13 protein-coding genes are annotated in these 15988 nt (G+C 70.2%); 4 read left to right on the top strand and 9 right to left on the bottom strand.

Going from position 1 to position 15988, the window contains the following annotated elements; all coding sequences use genetic code 11:
- Window positions 1-63 precede the first annotated feature (63 nt).
- The gene (locus tag FB600_RS10025) at window positions 64-1128 is read left to right on the top strand and encodes a LysR family transcriptional regulator (protein ID WP_096751017.1); all 1065 of its coding nucleotides are present in this window, start codon (window positions 64-66) and stop codon (window positions 1126-1128) included.
- Window positions 1129-1165: 37 nt separating this feature from the next.
- Here FB600_RS10025 and FB600_RS10020 read toward each other — a convergent pair whose 3' ends face one another.
- Window positions 1166-3058, bottom strand: a complete 1893-nt coding sequence (locus FB600_RS10020) for an alpha/beta hydrolase family protein (RefSeq protein WP_145756697.1) — start codon at window positions 3056-3058, stop codon at window positions 1166-1168.
- A 128-nt stretch (window positions 3059-3186) separates the two neighbouring features.
- Window positions 3187-4107, bottom strand: a complete 921-nt coding sequence (locus FB600_RS10015; protein WP_105820108.1) for a LysR family transcriptional regulator — start codon at window positions 4105-4107, stop codon at window positions 3187-3189.
- 258 nt (window positions 4108-4365) lie between these two features.
- On the opposite strand from FB600_RS10015, the gene FB600_RS10010 reads away from it, so the two are divergent.
- Together FB600_RS10010 and FB600_RS10005 are read left to right on the top strand one after the other, a co-directional pair.
- On the top strand, window positions 4366-5133 hold the full coding sequence (locus FB600_RS10010) for a class II aldolase/adducin family protein (protein ID WP_145756696.1): 768 nt from the start codon (window positions 4366-4368) through the stop codon (window positions 5131-5133).
- 150 nt (window positions 5134-5283) lie between these two features.
- Window positions 5284-6582: an O-acetylhomoserine aminocarboxypropyltransferase/cysteine synthase family protein gene (locus FB600_RS10005; protein ID WP_098152189.1), complete on the top strand. Its 1299-nt coding sequence runs from the start codon at window positions 5284-5286 to the stop codon at window positions 6580-6582.
- Window positions 6583-6606: 24 nt separating this feature from the next.
- Here the strand turns inward: FB600_RS10005 and FB600_RS10000 are convergent, their stop codons facing one another.
- Window positions 6607-7251, bottom strand: a complete 645-nt coding sequence (locus tag FB600_RS10000) for an HD domain-containing protein (protein WP_145756694.1) — start codon at window positions 7249-7251, stop codon at window positions 6607-6609.
- Window positions 7252-7391: 140 nt separating this feature from the next.
- Between FB600_RS10000 and FB600_RS09995 the strand changes: the two genes are divergently transcribed.
- Entirely contained in the window at window positions 7392-8804 is a 1413-nt protein-coding gene (locus FB600_RS09995) for a PLP-dependent aminotransferase family protein (protein ID WP_098153192.1), read from the top strand.
- Window positions 8805-8834: 30 nt separating this feature from the next.
- Here FB600_RS09995 and araH read toward each other — a convergent pair whose 3' ends face one another.
- The 6 genes from araH to FB600_RS09965 all read right to left on the bottom strand — a co-directional run bounded on the left by araH (window position 8835) and on the right by FB600_RS09965 (window position 15865).
- Complete coding sequence (araH, locus tag FB600_RS09990; protein ID WP_025098294.1) at window positions 8835-9839, bottom strand: L-arabinose ABC transporter permease AraH; 1005 nt, start codon at window positions 9837-9839, stop codon at window positions 8835-8837.
- Between the two features lie 64 nt (window positions 9840-9903).
- The gene (araG, locus tag FB600_RS09985) at window positions 9904-11442 is read right to left on the bottom strand and encodes an L-arabinose ABC transporter ATP-binding protein AraG (protein ID WP_096752848.1); all 1539 of its coding nucleotides are present in this window, start codon (window positions 11440-11442) and stop codon (window positions 9904-9906) included.
- Window positions 11443-11473: 31 nt separating this feature from the next.
- Window positions 11474-12478 (bottom strand): arabinose ABC transporter substrate-binding protein, encoded by a 1005-nt coding sequence (locus tag FB600_RS09980; RefSeq protein ID WP_096752847.1) that lies wholly within the window; start codon window positions 12476-12478, stop codon window positions 11474-11476.
- Window positions 12479-12545: 67 nt separating this feature from the next.
- Window positions 12546-13475, bottom strand: coding sequence for a Gfo/Idh/MocA family protein (locus tag FB600_RS09975; RefSeq protein ID WP_145756693.1), 930 nt, complete (start codon window positions 13473-13475; stop codon window positions 12546-12548).
- A gap of 22 nt (window positions 13476-13497) precedes the next feature.
- Window positions 13498-14427, bottom strand: coding sequence for a dihydrodipicolinate synthase family protein (locus tag FB600_RS09970; RefSeq protein WP_145756691.1), 930 nt, complete (start codon window positions 14425-14427; stop codon window positions 13498-13500).
- 58 nt (window positions 14428-14485) lie between these two features.
- On the bottom strand, window positions 14486-15865 hold the full coding sequence (locus FB600_RS09965; RefSeq protein ID WP_013690119.1) for an MFS transporter: 1380 nt from the start codon (window positions 15863-15865) through the stop codon (window positions 14486-14488).
- Between the last annotated feature and the right edge of the window lie 123 nt (window positions 15866-15988).

Below are 15988 nucleotides of genomic sequence, written 5' to 3'. Positions count from 1 at the left end.
CGCATTGTTGGGTCGCCAGATAGTCTTGTGAATATCGCAATATCAATGTTCACTTGAGCATTCATGCAAGTAAGAAACCCCAAGCATCGCGCCCTGCTCGGCCAGCTCAGCGACATGGACCTGCGCCTGCTGCGCGTCTTCAAGGTGGTGGTGCAATGCGGCGGGATGGCCGCCGCCGAACTGGAACTCAATATCGGCATCTCCACCATCAGCCGCCACGTCAAGGACCTGGAAACGCGGCTCGGCCTGGTGCTGTGCCGGCGCGGCCGCGCCGGCTTCACCCTGACGCCAGAGGGGCAGACCGTCTACGAGGAAACCCTGCGCCTGCTGGTCTCGCTGGAGGCGTTCCGCGCCCGCGTGGACGGCATCCACGACCGCATGGGCGGCGAGCTGCAGGTGGCCATGTTCGACAAGACCGCCACCAACCCGGCGGCGCGCGTGGCCGAGGCGATCCGCCGTTTCACCGAGGCCGCGCCCGAGGTGGTGCTGAACCTGCACGTGGCCTCGATCCAGGAGATCGAGCGCGGCGTGATCGACGGCAGCTACCAGATCGGCATCATCCCCGAGCATCGCAGCTCGGGCAGCCTGGTCTATACCGAGCTGTTCGAGGAACGCATGCTGCTCTACTGCGGCGCCGGCCATCCGCTGTTCGGCGCCGCGCACGACAAGCTGAACTGGGACGGCATCCGCGAACACGCCTTCGCCGGGCTCGGCTTCCATTCGCCCAACCTGAAGCTCACGCATCGCGCCAGGCTCACGCGCAGCGCGACCGCCTCGGACCAGGAATCGGTGGCCACCCTGGTCCTGTCGGGCAAGTTCCTCGGCTTCCTGCCCGACCATTACGCCGAGAGCTTCGAGCGCGCCGGGCGCATGCAGGCGATCGCGCCGCGGCGCTTCCACTATCGCTGCCGCTTCGTCAGCCTGTTCCGCCGCTCGCCGCAGCCGTCGCGGGCCGCGCTGCTGTTCCAGGAATGCCTGGGCGCGGCGCACGCGGGTGAAAAAAAAGCCGGCGCGAAGGCCGGCGGGGAGAGCCAGAAAGGCGGCGTGGCGTCGGGCGACACGGGCGCATCGGCCGCGCCGGCCAAACCGGCTCGCGGCGCATCCAGGCGCGCCGCGGCCGGGGCCTAGAGCGCGGGGGGCAGGCTCGTCGGGAACGCGGAGTGCCTCAGGCGCCCCGCTTGCCGCCCAGGTGCGTATCGAGGAAGGCGATCATCGCCTCGTAGAACTCGTACTGGTTCTCCTCGTTGGCGAAGCCGTGCCCCTCGTTCTCCTTGAGCATGTACTGCACGTCGATGCCGCGCGAGCGCAGCGCCTCGACGATCTGGTCGCTCTCGGCCTGCTTGACGCGCGGATCGTTGGCGCCCTGCGCGACGAACAACGGCGTGACGATGCGATCGGCGAAGAACAGCGGCGAGGCGTCGTGCAGTTGCTGGCGCCCGGCCTCGGTGGTGGGGTCGCCGATCTGCTCGTACATCATCTCCAGCAGCGGCTTCCAGTAAGGCGGCATCGACTCGAGCAGGGTGAACAGGTTCGACACGCCCACGTAGTCGATGGCCGCCGCGTAGCGCTCGGGCGTGAAGGTCACGCCGGCCAGCGTGGCGTAACCGCCGTAGCTGGCGCCGTAGATGCCGATCCGCTTCGGGTCGACGATGCCCTGCCCGACCAGCCAGTCCACGCCGTCGTCGATATCGTTCTGCATGGTGCGGCCCCACTGGCCGAAGCTCGCCTCCCAGAACGCGCGGCCATAACCGATCGAGCCGCGGAAATTCATCTGCAGCACCGCGTAGCCGTGGTTGGCCAGCATCTGCACCTCGGGGTTGAAGCCCCAGTGGTCGCGCGCCCAGGGGCCGCCGTGCGGATTGACGATCAGCGGCAGCTTGTCAGCGTCGGCGAGCGCCCCGCCGTCGAGCTCGTAGCCGACCGGCAGCGTCAGGTAGCCGTGGATCGTCAGCCCGTCGCGCGAGCGGTATTCGATCGGCCGCATCGGCGCCATGTCGGCCGCGTCGAGCCACGGCGTCAGGGTTGCCAGCTCGGTCAGCTCGCGCGAGGCGACGTCGTAGAGCCAGATCGAACCCGTCGATACGTCCGAGGCGTTGCGCACCAGCATGCGCGATTCGTCGCGCGTGTAGCTGACGATGCTGGCCTCGCCGCTCGGCACGCGCGCGTCGAGATCGGCATGCAGTTGCTCGGTGAACGAATCCAGGTGATGCCTGCCGATCTTGGCTTCCTCGTACCAGATGGTGGTCAGCACGCGGCGCTGGTACGAATAACCCATGCCCTTCACGTCGACCTTGTCGTGCTCGAACAGCAACGTGCCCTCCTCGCCCGTGACCGGATCGAACTCGTAGATCGCGACGCGGTCGCGGCCGCGATTCGACAGCACGTAGAGCTTGCGGTTGTCGAAGCTGAACATCAGCGGCGAGAGCGTCTCGCGGAAGTTGGTGGTGACGACCGGGCGGAACGGCTCGTCCTCGCGCTCGCGATACAGCAGGGTCTGGTTCACGCCGTCGCCGGCCACCGCCACGCGCAGCTTGCTGTCGTGGTCGGTCATCCAGCCGAGGATGTTGCCGGGGTTCTCGGCGATCAGCGTGGCCTCGCCGCTCGCCACGTCGACGCGGAACACGTCGAACACGCTGGCGTCGCGCTGGTTGTGCGAGATCAGCACGTGCCGCTCGTCCTCGATCAGCGCATCGATGATGCCGGCGCGCACGCGCTCGAACGGCGTCAGGTCGAGGATCTCGCCGCCGTCGATCGGCACCGACAGCACGTGGTAGTTCTCGTCGCCGCCGAAGTCCTTCACGAACAGCACGCGATCGTTGTTCTTCCACGCGTAGCCGCCGATGTCGCGCTGCGATTCATGGGTCAGCGCGCGCGCCTGGCCGAGCGGGCGGCCGCGCTCGTCGATGGCCTGCACGAACACGTTGAGCCGGCCCTCATGACGCGCCAGGAAGGACAGATGACGGCCGTCCGGCGAAAGCTGGAAGCCGGTGCGCTCGGGGCGGCGAAAGAAATCGCGGACGTCGTGGCGCCGGGCGGCGCGCTGCGGGGATCGCTGCATGGACTCTCCTGTTCCGGTGATGCCCGAGGCGCCGGACGCGCCTCGCTCGGGATCGCTCATTCTAGCGTCGCGGCGCGATCGGAACCTTTTTCCCCGGCCAGGCGCGCAGACGTCCTGCCCGGCTCGGGTCAGGGGCAGGTGGTGTGCAGCCGATGCCGCAACGCCTCGACCGCGCGCAGCATGCGCCCCGAAAGCGTCCATTCCGAGCGGTGGATCAGCCACAGCGTATCGACCACCGAGGCGCCGCACTCGATCACGCGGATCGCCTCCTGGCGCGCGAAGGCCTGGCGCGCGTAACGCGGGATCACGGTGAAGCCCAGGCCGCGCGCCACCGGCTCCAGGATCAGCCCCACCTGGTTGGTGAAGGCCCGGCGCGGCAGGCCGCGCACGCCGGGATTGTCGGGAAAGCGCCGGCTCAGCAGGCGGCTGGCCATCGCCAGGCCATCGGGATGATCGACGAAGCCGAGCCGTTCCAGGTCCGCCCAGTGGCTCACGTAGTCGTCGGCCGGCACCACCAGCTCGAGCGGCTCCTCGGCGAAGCGGCTCACGGCCAGCCGCTCGTCGTCGGGCTTGAGCGTGACCAGCCCGACCTCGTAGAGATTCGAGAGCACCGCGTCGAGCACCTCGCGATCGGGCGCAAAGCGATGGCGCACCACCAGGCCCGGCGTGGCGAGCTGCATGTCGAGCAGCCAGGGCGCCATCACCAGGCCGATGCTGCCCGGCGTGATCAGGCTGATCTCGCCGCAATCGGCGTCGGCCTCGGCGAGGCGGCTGCGCAGGCGCTGGTCGGCGCGCGCCAGCTCCGCGCAGTAGTCGAGCACCACGCGGCCGGTCGGCGTGATGTCGATGCCGCGCGGGCGCCGGATCACCAGCAGGCCGAGCTGGTCCTCCAGGTGTCGCAGGTGCTGGCTGACCGCCGCCTGGGTGAGCCCGAGCCGCTCGGCCGCGCGCGTGAAGTTGCCGGTCTCGACCAGCATCTCGAAGGTTCGCAGCCATTGCGGATTGAGCGGCGTGGCGCCGGCGAGGATGCCGGCTGGCGCGAGGGTCATGGCGCTTGAGGGGGAAATCGGGGCGGCTCAGTGTAGCAGGTCGCTCCGGGGCGCGCCGGCGGCCGGGCGGGAGCCGGAGGCGGTGAGCAGACCGCTCCGTCTCGCTTGCTCGCGTTTCGCGGCAGAATGCGCAAACCGGCTGCCGTGTCGGCGAGCCGACAGCCAGGCCGGGCGCGATTGCCGATGATCGCGGCATGGCCGCCGCGCGCGCCCTGCCGCGCCGGCCCCTCACGAGACGACGAACCCCAGGAGACACGGATGAACGCCATCATATCCGCCCGCCGTTCCGACATCAGCCCCGAGGAATGGGAGATGCGCGTCAACCTCGCGGCCTGCTACCGCCTGACGGCGCTGTTCGGCTGGGACGACCTGATCTTCACCCACATCTCGGCGCGCGTGCCGGGCCCCGAGCATCACTTCCTGATCAACCCCTACGGCATGGGTTTCGAGGAAATGACGGCCTCCTCGCTGGTGAAGGTCGACCTGGACGGGCGCAAGGTGTCGGATTCGCCCTACGAGATCAACCCGGCCGGCTTCGTGATCCACAGCGCCGTGCATGCCGCGCGCGAGGACGCGCACTGCGTGATGCACGTGCATTCGATCAACGGCACGGCGGTGTCGGCCCAGGAGGACGGGCTGCTGCCGCTGACCCAGCATTCGCTGATCGTGCTGCGCTCGCTCGGCTACCACGACTACGAGGGCATCGCGCTGGAGGACGAGGAGAAACCGCGCCTGGTGGCCGACCTCGGCCGCCACACGCACCTGATGCTGCGCAACCACGGCCTGCTGACGGTGGGCGCCTCGCCGGCCGAGGCCTTCGTCGCGATGTACTTCTTCGAGGCCGCCTGCATGATGCAGGTGCGCGCGCAGGCCGGCGGCGGCAAGCTGCGCACGATCGGCCAACCGATCCTCGACGGCATCACCCGCCAGATGGCCGCCGTCACCACCAACCAGGGCCCGGGCACCCTGGTCTGGCCGTCGCTGCTGCGCAAGCTCGACCGCCAGAATCCCGGCTACGCGCAATGATCCGTCGCGGCCCTTCGCAGGCAAGCTCGCGAGGGGCCGCAGCGGCTGCGCGGCAGGCATATCGATCGAAGAAATCGCGCTAAGCCGGCGCGACGGCGCTTCCTATAATCGTCGGGATCCCGAACCGACGAACCACCAGGAGGAGCCCGCATGACCACCGCCCGCGAACCCGCCGACTGGCATCTCGACACCATCGCCGTGCACGGCGGCTACCGCCCCGACCCGACCACGCGCGCCGCGGCCGTGCCGATCTACCAGACGGCGGCGTTCGCCTTCGACGACACGCAGCACGGCGCCGACCTGTTCGACCTGAAGGTGCCCGGCAACATCTACACGCGCATCATGAACCCGACCCAGGACGTGCTGGAGCAGCGCCTCGCCCTGCTCGAGGGCGGCGTCGGCGCGCTGGCGCTGGCCTCGGGCCAGGCCGCCGTGACCTACGCGATCCTGACCATCGCCGAGGCCGGCGACAACCTGGTCTCGTCGAGCACGCTCTACGGCGGCACCTACAACCTGCTGGCCCACACGCTGCCGCAATACGGCATCGGCACCCGCTTCGCCGATCCGCGCGAGCCGGACAGCTTCGCCGCCCTGATCGACGCCCGCACCAAGGCGATCTTCGTCGAATCGGTGGGCAACCCGCTCGGCAACATCACCGACATCGCCGCGCTGGCCGAGATCGCGCATCGCCACGGCGTGCCGCTGATCGTCGACAACACGGTGCCCTCGCCCTACCTGCTGCGGCCCTTCGAGCACGGCGCCGACATCGTGGTGCACTCGCTGACCAAGTACCTGGGCGGGCACGGCACCGCGATCGGCGGCGCGATCGTCGATTCGGGGCGCTTTCGCTGGGCCGAGCACGCCGAGCGCTTTCGCCGCCTCAACGAGCCCGACGTCAGCTATCACGGCGTGGTCTACACGGAAGCCTTCGGCGAGGCCGCCTATATCGGCCGCGCGCGCGTGGTGCCGCTGCGCAATACCGGCGCGGCGATCTCGCCCTTCAACGCCTTCCTGATCCTGCAGGGCATCGAGACGCTCGGCCTGCGCATCGACCGGATCAGCGCCAACGCGCTGGGCGTGGCGCGCTTCCTGCAAGGCCACGGCAAGGTGGAATGGGTCGACTACTCGGGACTGCCCGAGCATCGCGACCATGCTTTGGCGCAGCGCTACCTGTCGGGGCGCGGCCCCGGCATCCTGACCTTCGGCGTGCGCGGCGGCCGCGCCGGCGGCGCCCGCTTCCAGGACGCGCTGAAGCTGTTCACGCGGCTGGTCAATATCGGCGACGCGAAGTCGCTCGCCACCCACCCCGCCTCGACCACCCACCGCCAGCTCTCGCCCGAGGAACTGGCCAAGGCCGGCGTGCGCGAGGAAACCGTGCGGCTGTCGATCGGCATCGAGCATCTCGACGACCTGCTGGCCGATCTCGCGCAAGCGCTCGAAGCGGTGTAGAAAGGCGTCGCCACGGGGGCGCGCTCAGCGCTCCCAGCGCGAATTCAGCATCACGCTGCACAGGTTCACGCGCGCGAAGCCGGGATCCTTGTGCGCCAGGAAATCGTCGTTGAAGGTGCCGAAGGTGGTGGCCGGGCGGTGCCTGAGGCCCTGGTAGAACACCTCGATCATCCGCTCGGCGAAACCGCTCTCGCGCGGGTAGGCGGCCACCACGGCCTCGCGCTGCGCGTCGCTGAACTGATCGAAGCCGCGCCCCGCCACGTCCATGCCGGCGCCGGCCTGGATCAGCGCGATCTCCGGGTGCATGTGCTCGGGGATGCCGGGCGTGGTGTGCAGCGCGACGGCGGCCCAGACCTTGTCGATATCGTGCGCGTCGATGCCGTGGCCGCGCAGGAAATCGCGCGCCGCGTTCGCGCCGTCCACCTCGAAACGCAGCGGGCTGTGGTGGTAGTGCTCGCACAGGCCGATGTCGTGGAACATGGCGGCCACGTAGAGCAGTTCGCGGTCGAACACCAGGCCGCGCTGGGCGCCAAGCAGCGCGGCCCAGCAATACACGCGCGTCGAATGCCGGAACAGCAGCTCGCTCTCGGTATCGCGGATCAACTGCGTGGCCTCGCGCGCCAGTTGGCTGTCGGGAAGGTCGATGCCGAAGGCGGCATGGCTTGTCATGGTCGGATCCTGTCGGGTGATGGTGCCGCCCGCCGCGCGCGCCTGCTCGCGCGGGCATTGGCGCCGGCGTGCCAGATTACGTCCGGCCCGGACCAGAAAACAGACCCGAGAATGCGGATTCCGGCTGTACCATGGCGCCCATGACCCAGCTCCGCATCGGACTCGACCGCGCCGCCGGCGCCTCCCTGTCCACCCAGATCTACCGCGAGATCCGCCACGCCATCGAGACCGGCCAGCTCGCCGCCGGCGCGCGCCTGCCGTCCTGGCTCGACCTGGCGGCCCAGCTCGGCGTGGCGCGCGGCACGGTGCGGGTGGCCTACGAGCGGCTGGTCGACGAGCAGTTCGCGGTGGTGCTCGGCCCGGCCGGCACGCGCGTGGCCGAACGCCCGCCGCTGGCCCAGGCGCCGGCGCGATCGCCCGACGCGCTGCCGCTGGCGGGCCTGTTCCGCGACTTCGGCGCGGCGCCGCTGGCGTTCCAGATGGGCGTGCCCTCGCAGGCCGAGTTCCCGTTCAAGCTGTGGTCGCGCGTGCTGAGGCGCGGCGCGCGCCAGGCCGCGGCGGCGCCCGTCAGCTACCCGGATCCGCGCGGCGACCCGGCGCTGCGCAAGGAGATCGCGGCCTACCTAGGGGTGGCGCGCGGGCTGCGCTGCCAGCCCTCCCAGGTGCTGGTCACCACCGGCTTTTCCGGCGCGCTCGGGCTGGCGATCCGCGCGCTCGGCATCGAGGGCCGGCCGGCCTGGATCGAGGATCCCGGCTTTTCGCTCACGCGCATCGCGCTGGACCTGGCGGGGATGCAGACGCAGCCGGTGCCGGTGGATGCCGAGGGCATCGACGTGCAAGCCGGCATCGCGCTCGCGCCGCGCGCCGCCCTGGCGGTGGTCACGCCGGGCCAGCAGGCGCCGCTCGGCATGACGCTCTCGCTGCCGCGGCGGCTGGCCCTGCTCGCCTGGGCCCGGCGCAGCGGCGGCTGGATCGTCGAGGACGACTACCTGAGCGAGCTGCAGCTCACGGGGCGCGCCGCCCCCGCCCTGGCCTCGCTCGACGAGCACGGCCGCGTGCTGCATATCGGCAGCTTCAGCAAGACCATCAGCCCGGCCTTGCGCCTGGGCTTCCTGGTGGTGCCGCTCGAGCTGGCGGCCCGTTTCGGCGAGATCGCGGCCTGCCTGGCGCCGGCCCCGGCCGCCTCGATCCAGCACGCGGTGGCCGAATTCCTGCGCGACGGCCACTATCTGCGCCATCTGCGCCGCATGAAGCGCCTCTATGCCGCGCAGCGCGAGGCCTTGCTGCGCCAGTTGCGAGACGTGCCGGCGGACCTGATGTCGGTGCTGGCGGTGGCCGGCACGGCGGTGGTCACGCGACTGCCCGATTCCGTGGTCGATACCGAGCTGGCGCTGCAGGCGCTGCCCTTCGGCCTGGCACCCACGCCGCTGTCGCCCTGGTACGGCCGGGCGCCGCGGCCGCAGGGCCTGCTGCTGAGCGTGACCAACCTCGACGAGACGCGGCTGGCCAGGGATTGCCGGCGCCTCGTGCAACTGATCCGCGACGCGCGCTAGGCACGCGCGGCGCGTCCGATCCCGCGCCGCTCAGACCGCCCGCTTGCTGCGGCGGAACTGGTCGAACAGCACCGCCAGCAGCAGGATGCCGCCGCGGATCAGGTACTGGTAGAAGGTCGGCACGTTCATCAGGCTCATCGCGTCCTGCACCGCGCCCATGATCAGCACGCCCACCAGCACGCCGGCGATGGTGGCCACGCCGCCCGTCAGCGACACGCCGCCGAGCACGCAGGCCGAGATCACGCCGAGTTCGAGCCCGACCGAGGTCTTGGGGTCGCCCAGGCTCATGCGCGAGGCCAGCATCACGCCGGCGAAGCCGGTCACCAGGCCCTGCAGCACGAACACCGCGACCTTGATGCGGGTGACCGGCAGGCCGGCCAGCAGCGCGGCCTCGCTGTTGCCGCCCACCGCCAGCACGTTCTTGCCGAACACGGTCTTCTTGAGCAGGAAGCCGAACACCACGAAGCCGACGATGTTGCTCCAGATCGGGAACGAGATGCCGAGGAAGGCGCCGCTGCCGAGCTCGAAGAAACGCTCCTCGGAGATCATCACGGCATCGCCGTTCGAGGTCAGGAAGGCCAGGCCCCGCACCGCCTCCATCATGGCCAGCGTGGCGATCAGCGAATTGATCCGGAAGCGCGCGATCAGCACGCCGTTGACCAGGCCCACCGCGCCGCCGGCCAGGATGCCGGCCGCCACGCCGAGCAGCACGCTGTGCGAGGCGGTGATCACGGTGGAGGCCACCACGCCCGAGAAGGCGACGATCGAGGCCACCGACAGGTCGACCTCGCCGAGCGCGAGCACGAACATCATGGTCACCGCGATCGAGCCGATCAGCGTGACCGACAACAGCAGGCCCTGGATATTGCGGACCGTGAGGAAGTCCGGCACCGTCGCGGACAACACCGCGAACAGCACCACGAACACCACCACGATGCCCGACTTGTTGATCATGTCCCACATGCGCGCACGCGATGGCGTGATCGGCGCGGTGTCGTTGCTGGCGGGCGTTCCCTTCGGCATGGCTTGATTCATCTCGGGTCCATCGGTTCGGTGCGGCGGCGGGCGCGTCGGCGCTCGCCGGCCGCGGTGAGTCGGTTCAGCGCGGCAGCGCCAGCTTGATCAGTTGATCGGGGGTGGCCTCGGCCTTGGGCACGATGCCGGCGATGCGCCCCTCGCGCATCACCACGATGCGGTCGGCCACGCCGATCACCTCGGCCAGGTCGCTCGACACCATCAGCACGGTGCGCCCCGCCTCGGCCAGGCCGTACAGCAGCGCGTAGATCTCGGCGCGCGCGCCCACGTCGATGCCGCGGGTGGGCTCGTCCATCAGGAATACCTCGATGCGCTCGGCCAGCCAGCGCGACAGGATCACCTTCTGCTGGTTGCCGCCCGACAGCGTGCCGATCGCGGTATCGCCGTCGCGCGTCTTGATCGCCAGCTTCTCGATGTAGTCGCGCGCCAGCGTGCGCTCGCGCTTCTCGTCGAGCAGGAAGCGCGCCGGGCTGAAGTGGCGACGCGCGCTGATGTTGAGGTTGTCGGCCACCGAGGCGATCGCCACGATGCCTTCCTGCTTGCGGTCCTCGGGGCACAGCGCGACGCCGGCCCGCACCGCGTCGCGCGGGCTGGCGAAGGCCACGCGCCGGCCGGCCAGCTCGACGTGGCCGGCGCTGGCGCGGGTGGCGCCGTAGATCAGCTTCATCAGCTCGGAGCGGCCCGCGCCCACCAGGCCGAAGAAGCCCAGGATCTCGCCACGCCGCGCGGCGAACGAGATCGGCTCGGCCAGCCCCGGCCCCAGCAGTTGCTTGGCCTCGAGCAGCACCTCGCCGGCCTCGCGCGGCCGGTAGCCGTAGACGTCGGCGATCGAGCGGCCGACCATCGCCGCGATCAGGCGGTTGCGGTCGAGATCGGCCACCGACTCGAAGGTCTCGATATGCCGGCCGTCGCGAAACACGGTGACGCGATCGCACAGCGTGTAGACCTCGTCCATCCGGTGCGTGACGTAGATGATCGCGCGGCCGTCGGCGCGCAGCGCGTCGATGATGCGGAACAGGTTCTCGGTCTCGCGCGCGGACAGCGAGCTGGTGGGCTCGTCGAAGGCGATCACGCGCGCGTCGCGCATCAGCGCCTTGCCGATCTCGATCATCTGGCGCTGGCCGATCGACAGCGCCTTGACCGGCGTGCGCGGATCGATGCGCTCGCCCAGGCGCTGCAGCGCCTCGGTGGCGCGCCGCACCAGGCCGCGCTCGTCGAGCACGCCGAAGCGGTTCGGCAACTGGCCGAGCATCAGGTTGTCGGCCACCGTCAGCTCGGGCACCAAGTGCAGCTCCTGGTAGATGATCGCCACGCCCGCGTCGATCGCCGCGCGCGTGCCGGCGAAGCGCTGCTCGACGCCGCCCAGCCGCAGCCGGCCCTGCTGCGGCTGGTTCACGCCCGAGAGCACCTTCAGCAGGGTCGACTTGCCCGCGCCGTTCTCGCCCATCAGGCCGTGCACCTCGCCGGCGCGCACCGACAGCGACACGCCGTCGAGCGCGCGCACGCCCGGAAAGCTCATGCCGATGCCATCCAGCTCGAGCCAGGCGGCAGGCGCGCCGCCCGGTTCGGGCGGGCGCTCGAGGGTGCCCAGGGTATCGCTCATCGGTTCCGTCTCCCGCTCGCTCATGCCCGCCTCAGATACCCAGCTCGGCACGCACGGCCTTCCAGTTCTCGCGCGTCATCAGCTTGCCGGTGGTCTGCGTGTCGGCGGGCGGCTGCTTGCCGGTGCGAATCCAGTCGACCAGGTTCTGCGCGCTGTCCTTGCCGTGGTTGGTCGAGCTGACCGCGATGGTGCCGTAGAAGCCGGTCGGCTGCTTCTTCTGGAATTCGGCGAAGGCCTCGCCCGCGCCGTTGATGCCTACCCCGATCACGTCCGCCGACGGCAGGTGCAGTTGCTCGGTGGCACGCACCGCGCCCAGCACGCTTTCCTCGTTCAGCGCGAATATCACCCACTTCTTGATGTTGGGATGCTGGGCCAGCACCGGCGAGGCCGCGTTGAAGCCGCCTTCGTCGTCGGTGGTCTTCTGCGGCGCGTCGAAGATGTTCTCCTTCTTGAAGCCGCCGGCCAGCAGCGACTGCGTGGCGCCGTCGGTGCGCAGCTTGGCGGTCGGCAGCTCGTAATCGGTGATGCGCAGCGCGCCGACTTCCTCGGGCTTCCAGCCGCGCTTCTTCATCTCGTCGGTGATCGCCTGGCCGACCTGGTTGCCGATCTTGAAGGCCGACATGCCCAGGTGCGGCACGCCCGCCAGCGGCTTGCCGGAGGAATCCACCAACTGGTCGTCGACGGTCACGAACTTCATGTTGTAGTGCTTGGCGCGCTGCTGGATCGCCGGCCCCAGGCGCACGTCGGGCGCGCAGATCACGAAGCCCTGCGCGCCCTGCGCGCCGAGGTTGTCGATCGCGGCCAGCACCTTCTCGCCGTCGGGCGTGCCGATGTTGACCACCGAGAAGTTCTCCTTCTGGCCCAGCGCCGTGGCGGCCTTCTGCTCGTTGATGAACCAGGCCTGCTCGGGCATCTTCACCAGGAAGCCGATCTTGACGGGCGTGTCGGCGCCGGCCGGCAGCGCGGCGCCGAACGAGGCCAGGCACAGGCCGGCCAGGACGGCGCGCAGGGTGGTACGTCGGGTGAATCCGGTCATCTTGCTGTCTCCTCTGATATTGGCGATGGCCTCTTGATGGCGCTTGCCGGTATGGATCTCGTTCATCTCAGTGGCCGAAGGGCTCGACCTCGACATGGCGGCCGAGCAGGAAGGCGTCGGCGACCAGCCGCAGCGGGCTCAGGTCGACCTCGTCGGTGCCGTGCGCGATCAGCCAGTGGAAGCGCTCGTAGAGCGTCGCGTATTCGCGTTCGGGCGCGAGCGTCACGGGCCGGCCGGCGATGGTCAGGCGCTTGCCGCCCTCGGCGATCTGCAGCAGGCCGTCGTCGGTCTCGACCGCGATCTCCCATTGCTCGACCGGGCCGTGCCGCCAGTCGAACTCGGCGCGCACCGGAGCGCCGGCCGCGTCGATGCAGTCGAGCTCGGCCGCGATCGGGGTGGCGCAATCGGCGGGCACGTGCAGCGTGGCCGCGCGCAGCAGCAGCTCGTGCGGCAGGATCCGCGTGACGATCGACAGCGCGTTGATGCCGGGATCGAACACGCCGAGCCCGCCCGGCTCCCAGATCCATTGCTGCCCCGGATGCCAGTGCCGCACGTCCTCCTTCCAGCGCACCTGCACGGCGCGCACCACGCGCGTGGCGAGCCAGTCGCGCGCCGGCTCCACGGCGGCCGCGCAGCGCGAATGCCAGGTGGCGAACAACGTGCGGCCCTGGCGCTTCGCCAGCGCGTGCAGCGCCTCCACCTCGCTGATGCTCGCGCCGGGCGGCTTTTCCAGCATCACGTGCTTGCCGGCCAGCAGCGCCGCGCGCGCCTGCGCGTAGCGCACCTGCGGCGGCGCGCAGAGCGAGACGGCGTCGAGCTCGGGCTCGGCGGCCAGCAGCGCGTCGATATCGGGGTAGTTGCGGACCTGCTCGACCCGGGCGTTGCGGCTGGCGCTGGCGACCAGCGCGAAACCGTCGTTGCCGGCGATGGCGGGCAGGTGCTGGTCGCGCGCGATCTTGCCGACGCCGACGATGCCGAGGGTATAGATAGCGTTCATGCTTGCTCGATCTCCTCGCGGCTCAACGGCCCCAGCGCAGCACCAGCGGATCGAGCCGGCGCGCGATCGCGACCAGCTCGGCGCGGGTCTCGGGATGCATGGCGGGCAGCGGATGGCGCGGCAGCTCGCAGTCGATCACGCCGCCTTCCTTCATCAGCGCCTTGCAGGCCAGCAGGCCCGCCTGGCGGTTCTCGTGGTTGATCAGCGGCAGCCAGCGCTGGTAGGCGGCGAAGGCCTCGTCGAGGCGCCCCTCGCGATGCGCGTCGACGATGGTGCGGATGCCGTCGGGGAAACCGCCGCCCGTCATCGAGCCGGTCGCGCCGGCGTTCAGGTCGGCCAGCAGGGTGATGCCCTCCTCGCCGTCCCACGGGCCTTCCGCCGCGTCGCCGGCCAGGCGGATCAGCTCGCGCAGCTTGTTGGCGGCGCCCGGCGTCTCGATCTTGAAATAGGACACCTGCTCGATCTCGCGCGCCATGCGTGCCAGGAACGGCGCCGACAGCACGGTGCCGCTGGCCGGCGCGTCCTGGATCATGATGGGGATCTCGATCGCGTCGGACACGCGCGCGTAGAACTCGTGGATCTGCGTCTCGGGCACGCGGAAGGTGGCGCCGTGATACGGCGGCATGATCATCACCATCGCCGCGCCCAGCTCCTGCGCGCGCCGGCTGCGCGCCGCGCACAGCCGCGTGCCGTAATGCGTGGTGGTGACGATCACCGGCACGCGGCCGGCCACGTGCTCGAGCACGGTGCGCGTGAGGATCTCGCGCTCCTCGTCGGACAGCGAGAACTGCTCCGAGAAGTTGGCGAGGATGCACAGGCCGTCCGAGCCCGCGTCGATCATGAAGTCGACGGCGCGCTTCTGGCTGGCCAGGTCGAGTTCGCCGGTATCGCTGAAGGTGGTCGGCACCACGGGGAACACACCGCGGTAGCGAGGGGGACGGCTTGAAGTCATGGCATCGGTCCTGCTTCGGTTGTCGGTTGAGTCGCGCGGCACGCGCCGCGCGGGCACATCAGGATTCTTGATGGGCGAGCGCGTCTGCCGCCAGCGCCCCGGCCGGTGTGCTCGCGCGCAAGGCGGCACGCACCGCGAAGGCCATCAGCACGGCCACCAGCAGGGTGGCCGCGAGGAAGTACAGGCCGGCGGCCAGGCTGCCGGTGGCGTCCTTGATCAGGCCGACGCTGTAGGGGCCGAAGTAGCCGCCGAGGTTCGCGATCGAGTTGATGGTCGCGATCCCCACCGCCGCGCTCGGCCCGCTCAGGAACTGCCCCGGCAGCGCCCAGACCACGGCCTGGATCGAATAGACCGCGAAGGCCGTCAGGCTGATGAACAGCAATTGCAGCGCGGGGGCGCGGAACCAGGCGCTGGCCGCCATCGCCAGCGCGCCGAAGGCGGTCACCGCCACGATGTGCCAGTGGCGCTCGCGATGCCGATCGGAATGACGCGGCACGATCAGCAGCCCGATCACGGCGCAGATGTACGGCACGGCCGAGATCAGGCCCGCCGTCGAATCGCTCACGCCGAAGGCCTTGATGATGGTGGGCAGCCACAGCGACAGGCCGTAGATGCTGATCGGGAACGGCAGGTAGAGCAGCGCCATCAGCAGCACGCGGCGGTCCTTGAGCGCCGCGAACGGACTCAGGTGCGGGTCGAGCGCGTAGCGACCGCGATCGGCGGCCAGCGCCTGCTCGATCCAGCGCCGGTCGGGTTCGGCCAGCCAGCGCGCCTGGGCAGGCGTGTCGGGCAGCACGCGCAGGGTCGGCCAGCACAGCAGCACGGCCGGCAGCCCGCTGAGAATGAACAGCATCTGCCAGTTCGCGAGCCCGGCCACGCCGTGCATCTCCAGCACCAGGCCCGAGATCGGCCCGGTGATGATGCCGGCGATCGGCTGGGCCAGCACCAGCAGGCCGATCACGCGCGCGCGGTGGCGCATCGGGAACCAGTGGGTGAGGAAGTAAAGGATGCCGGGATAGAGCCCGGCCTCGGCCGCGCCGAGCAGGAAGCGCAGCGTGTAGAAGCCGTTCGGCCCCGTGACGAAGGCGGTCGCCATGGTGATGGCACCCCAGGTGAACAGGATCCGCGCGAACCAGACGCGCGCGCCGAAGCGCGACAGCGCCAGGTTGCTCGGCACCTCGCAGAGGAAGTAGCCGATGAAGAACAGGCCCGCGCCCAGGCCATAGGCGGCGTCGCTCAGGCCGATCGCGGCGTTCATGTGCAGCTTCGCGAAGCCGACCACGGTGCGATCGATATAGGCCACCACGTAGATCAGCGCGAGGAACGGCAGGAGCCGGCGCGCGACCAGGCCGACCACGCGTTTCTCCTCGCCGTCGGCCGCCGGATCGGTTGCGCGTGCACCGGTCTCGCCGGAACGCGCTGCCTGCGATTTCGTCATTGCGTCTCCTTCCACCATGTCGTCTGCCCGCGTCGTGCAGCGGCGCCCGGCGCTCGCGCGGATCTCGTCGGGCGCCGCTCGACGACGCCCCGTCCGCTGCCGCCGAACGTATTCGCGAAGCGG

The sequence above is a fragment of the Burkholderia sp. SJZ089 genome (assembly GCF_007828315.1).
Classification (GTDB): Bacteria; Pseudomonadota; Gammaproteobacteria; order Burkholderiales; family Burkholderiaceae; genus Burkholderia; species Burkholderia gladioli.
Note: the sequence above shows the minus strand (reverse complement) of the source record. Positions and strands in the feature narration are given on the sequence as shown.

What these genes read in the sequence shown, in the direction of transcription:
- FB600_RS10025 (WP_096751017.1), top strand. Translation starts at nt 64, where the DNA reads ATGCAAGTAAGAAACCCCAAGCATCGCGCCCTGCTCGGCCAGCTCAGC.
- FB600_RS10020 (WP_145756697.1), bottom strand. Translation starts at nt 3,058, where the DNA reads ATGCAGCGATCCCCGCAGCGCGCCGCCCGGCGCCACGACGTCCGCGAT.
- FB600_RS10015 (WP_105820108.1), bottom strand. Translation starts at nt 4,107, where the DNA reads ATGACCCTCGCGCCAGCCGGCATCCTCGCCGGCGCCACGCCGCTCAAT.
- FB600_RS10010 (WP_145756696.1), top strand. Translation starts at nt 4,366, where the DNA reads ATGAACGCCATCATATCCGCCCGCCGTTCCGACATCAGCCCCGAGGAA.
- FB600_RS10005 (WP_098152189.1), top strand. Translation starts at nt 5,284, where the DNA reads ATGACCACCGCCCGCGAACCCGCCGACTGGCATCTCGACACCATCGCC.
- FB600_RS10000 (WP_145756694.1), bottom strand. Translation starts at nt 7,251, where the DNA reads ATGACAAGCCATGCCGCCTTCGGCATCGACCTTCCCGACAGCCAACTG.
- FB600_RS09995 (WP_098153192.1), top strand. Translation starts at nt 7,392, where the DNA reads ATGACCCAGCTCCGCATCGGACTCGACCGCGCCGCCGGCGCCTCCCTG.
- araH (WP_025098294.1), bottom strand. Translation starts at nt 9,839, where the DNA reads ATGAATCAAGCCATGCCGAAGGGAACGCCCGCCAGCAACGACACCGCG.
- araG (WP_096752848.1), bottom strand. Translation starts at nt 11,442, where the DNA reads ATGAGCGATACCCTGGGCACCCTCGAGCGCCCGCCCGAACCGGGCGGC.
- FB600_RS09980 (WP_096752847.1), bottom strand. Translation starts at nt 12,478, where the DNA reads ATGACCGGATTCACCCGACGTACCACCCTGCGCGCCGTCCTGGCCGGC.
- FB600_RS09975 (WP_145756693.1), bottom strand. Translation starts at nt 13,475, where the DNA reads ATGAACGCTATCTATACCCTCGGCATCGTCGGCGTCGGCAAGATCGCG.
- FB600_RS09970 (WP_145756691.1), bottom strand. Translation starts at nt 14,427, where the DNA reads ATGACTTCAAGCCGTCCCCCTCGCTACCGCGGTGTGTTCCCCGTGGTG.
- FB600_RS09965 (WP_013690119.1), bottom strand. Translation starts at nt 15,865, where the DNA reads ATGACGAAATCGCAGGCAGCGCGTTCCGGCGAGACCGGTGCACGCGCA.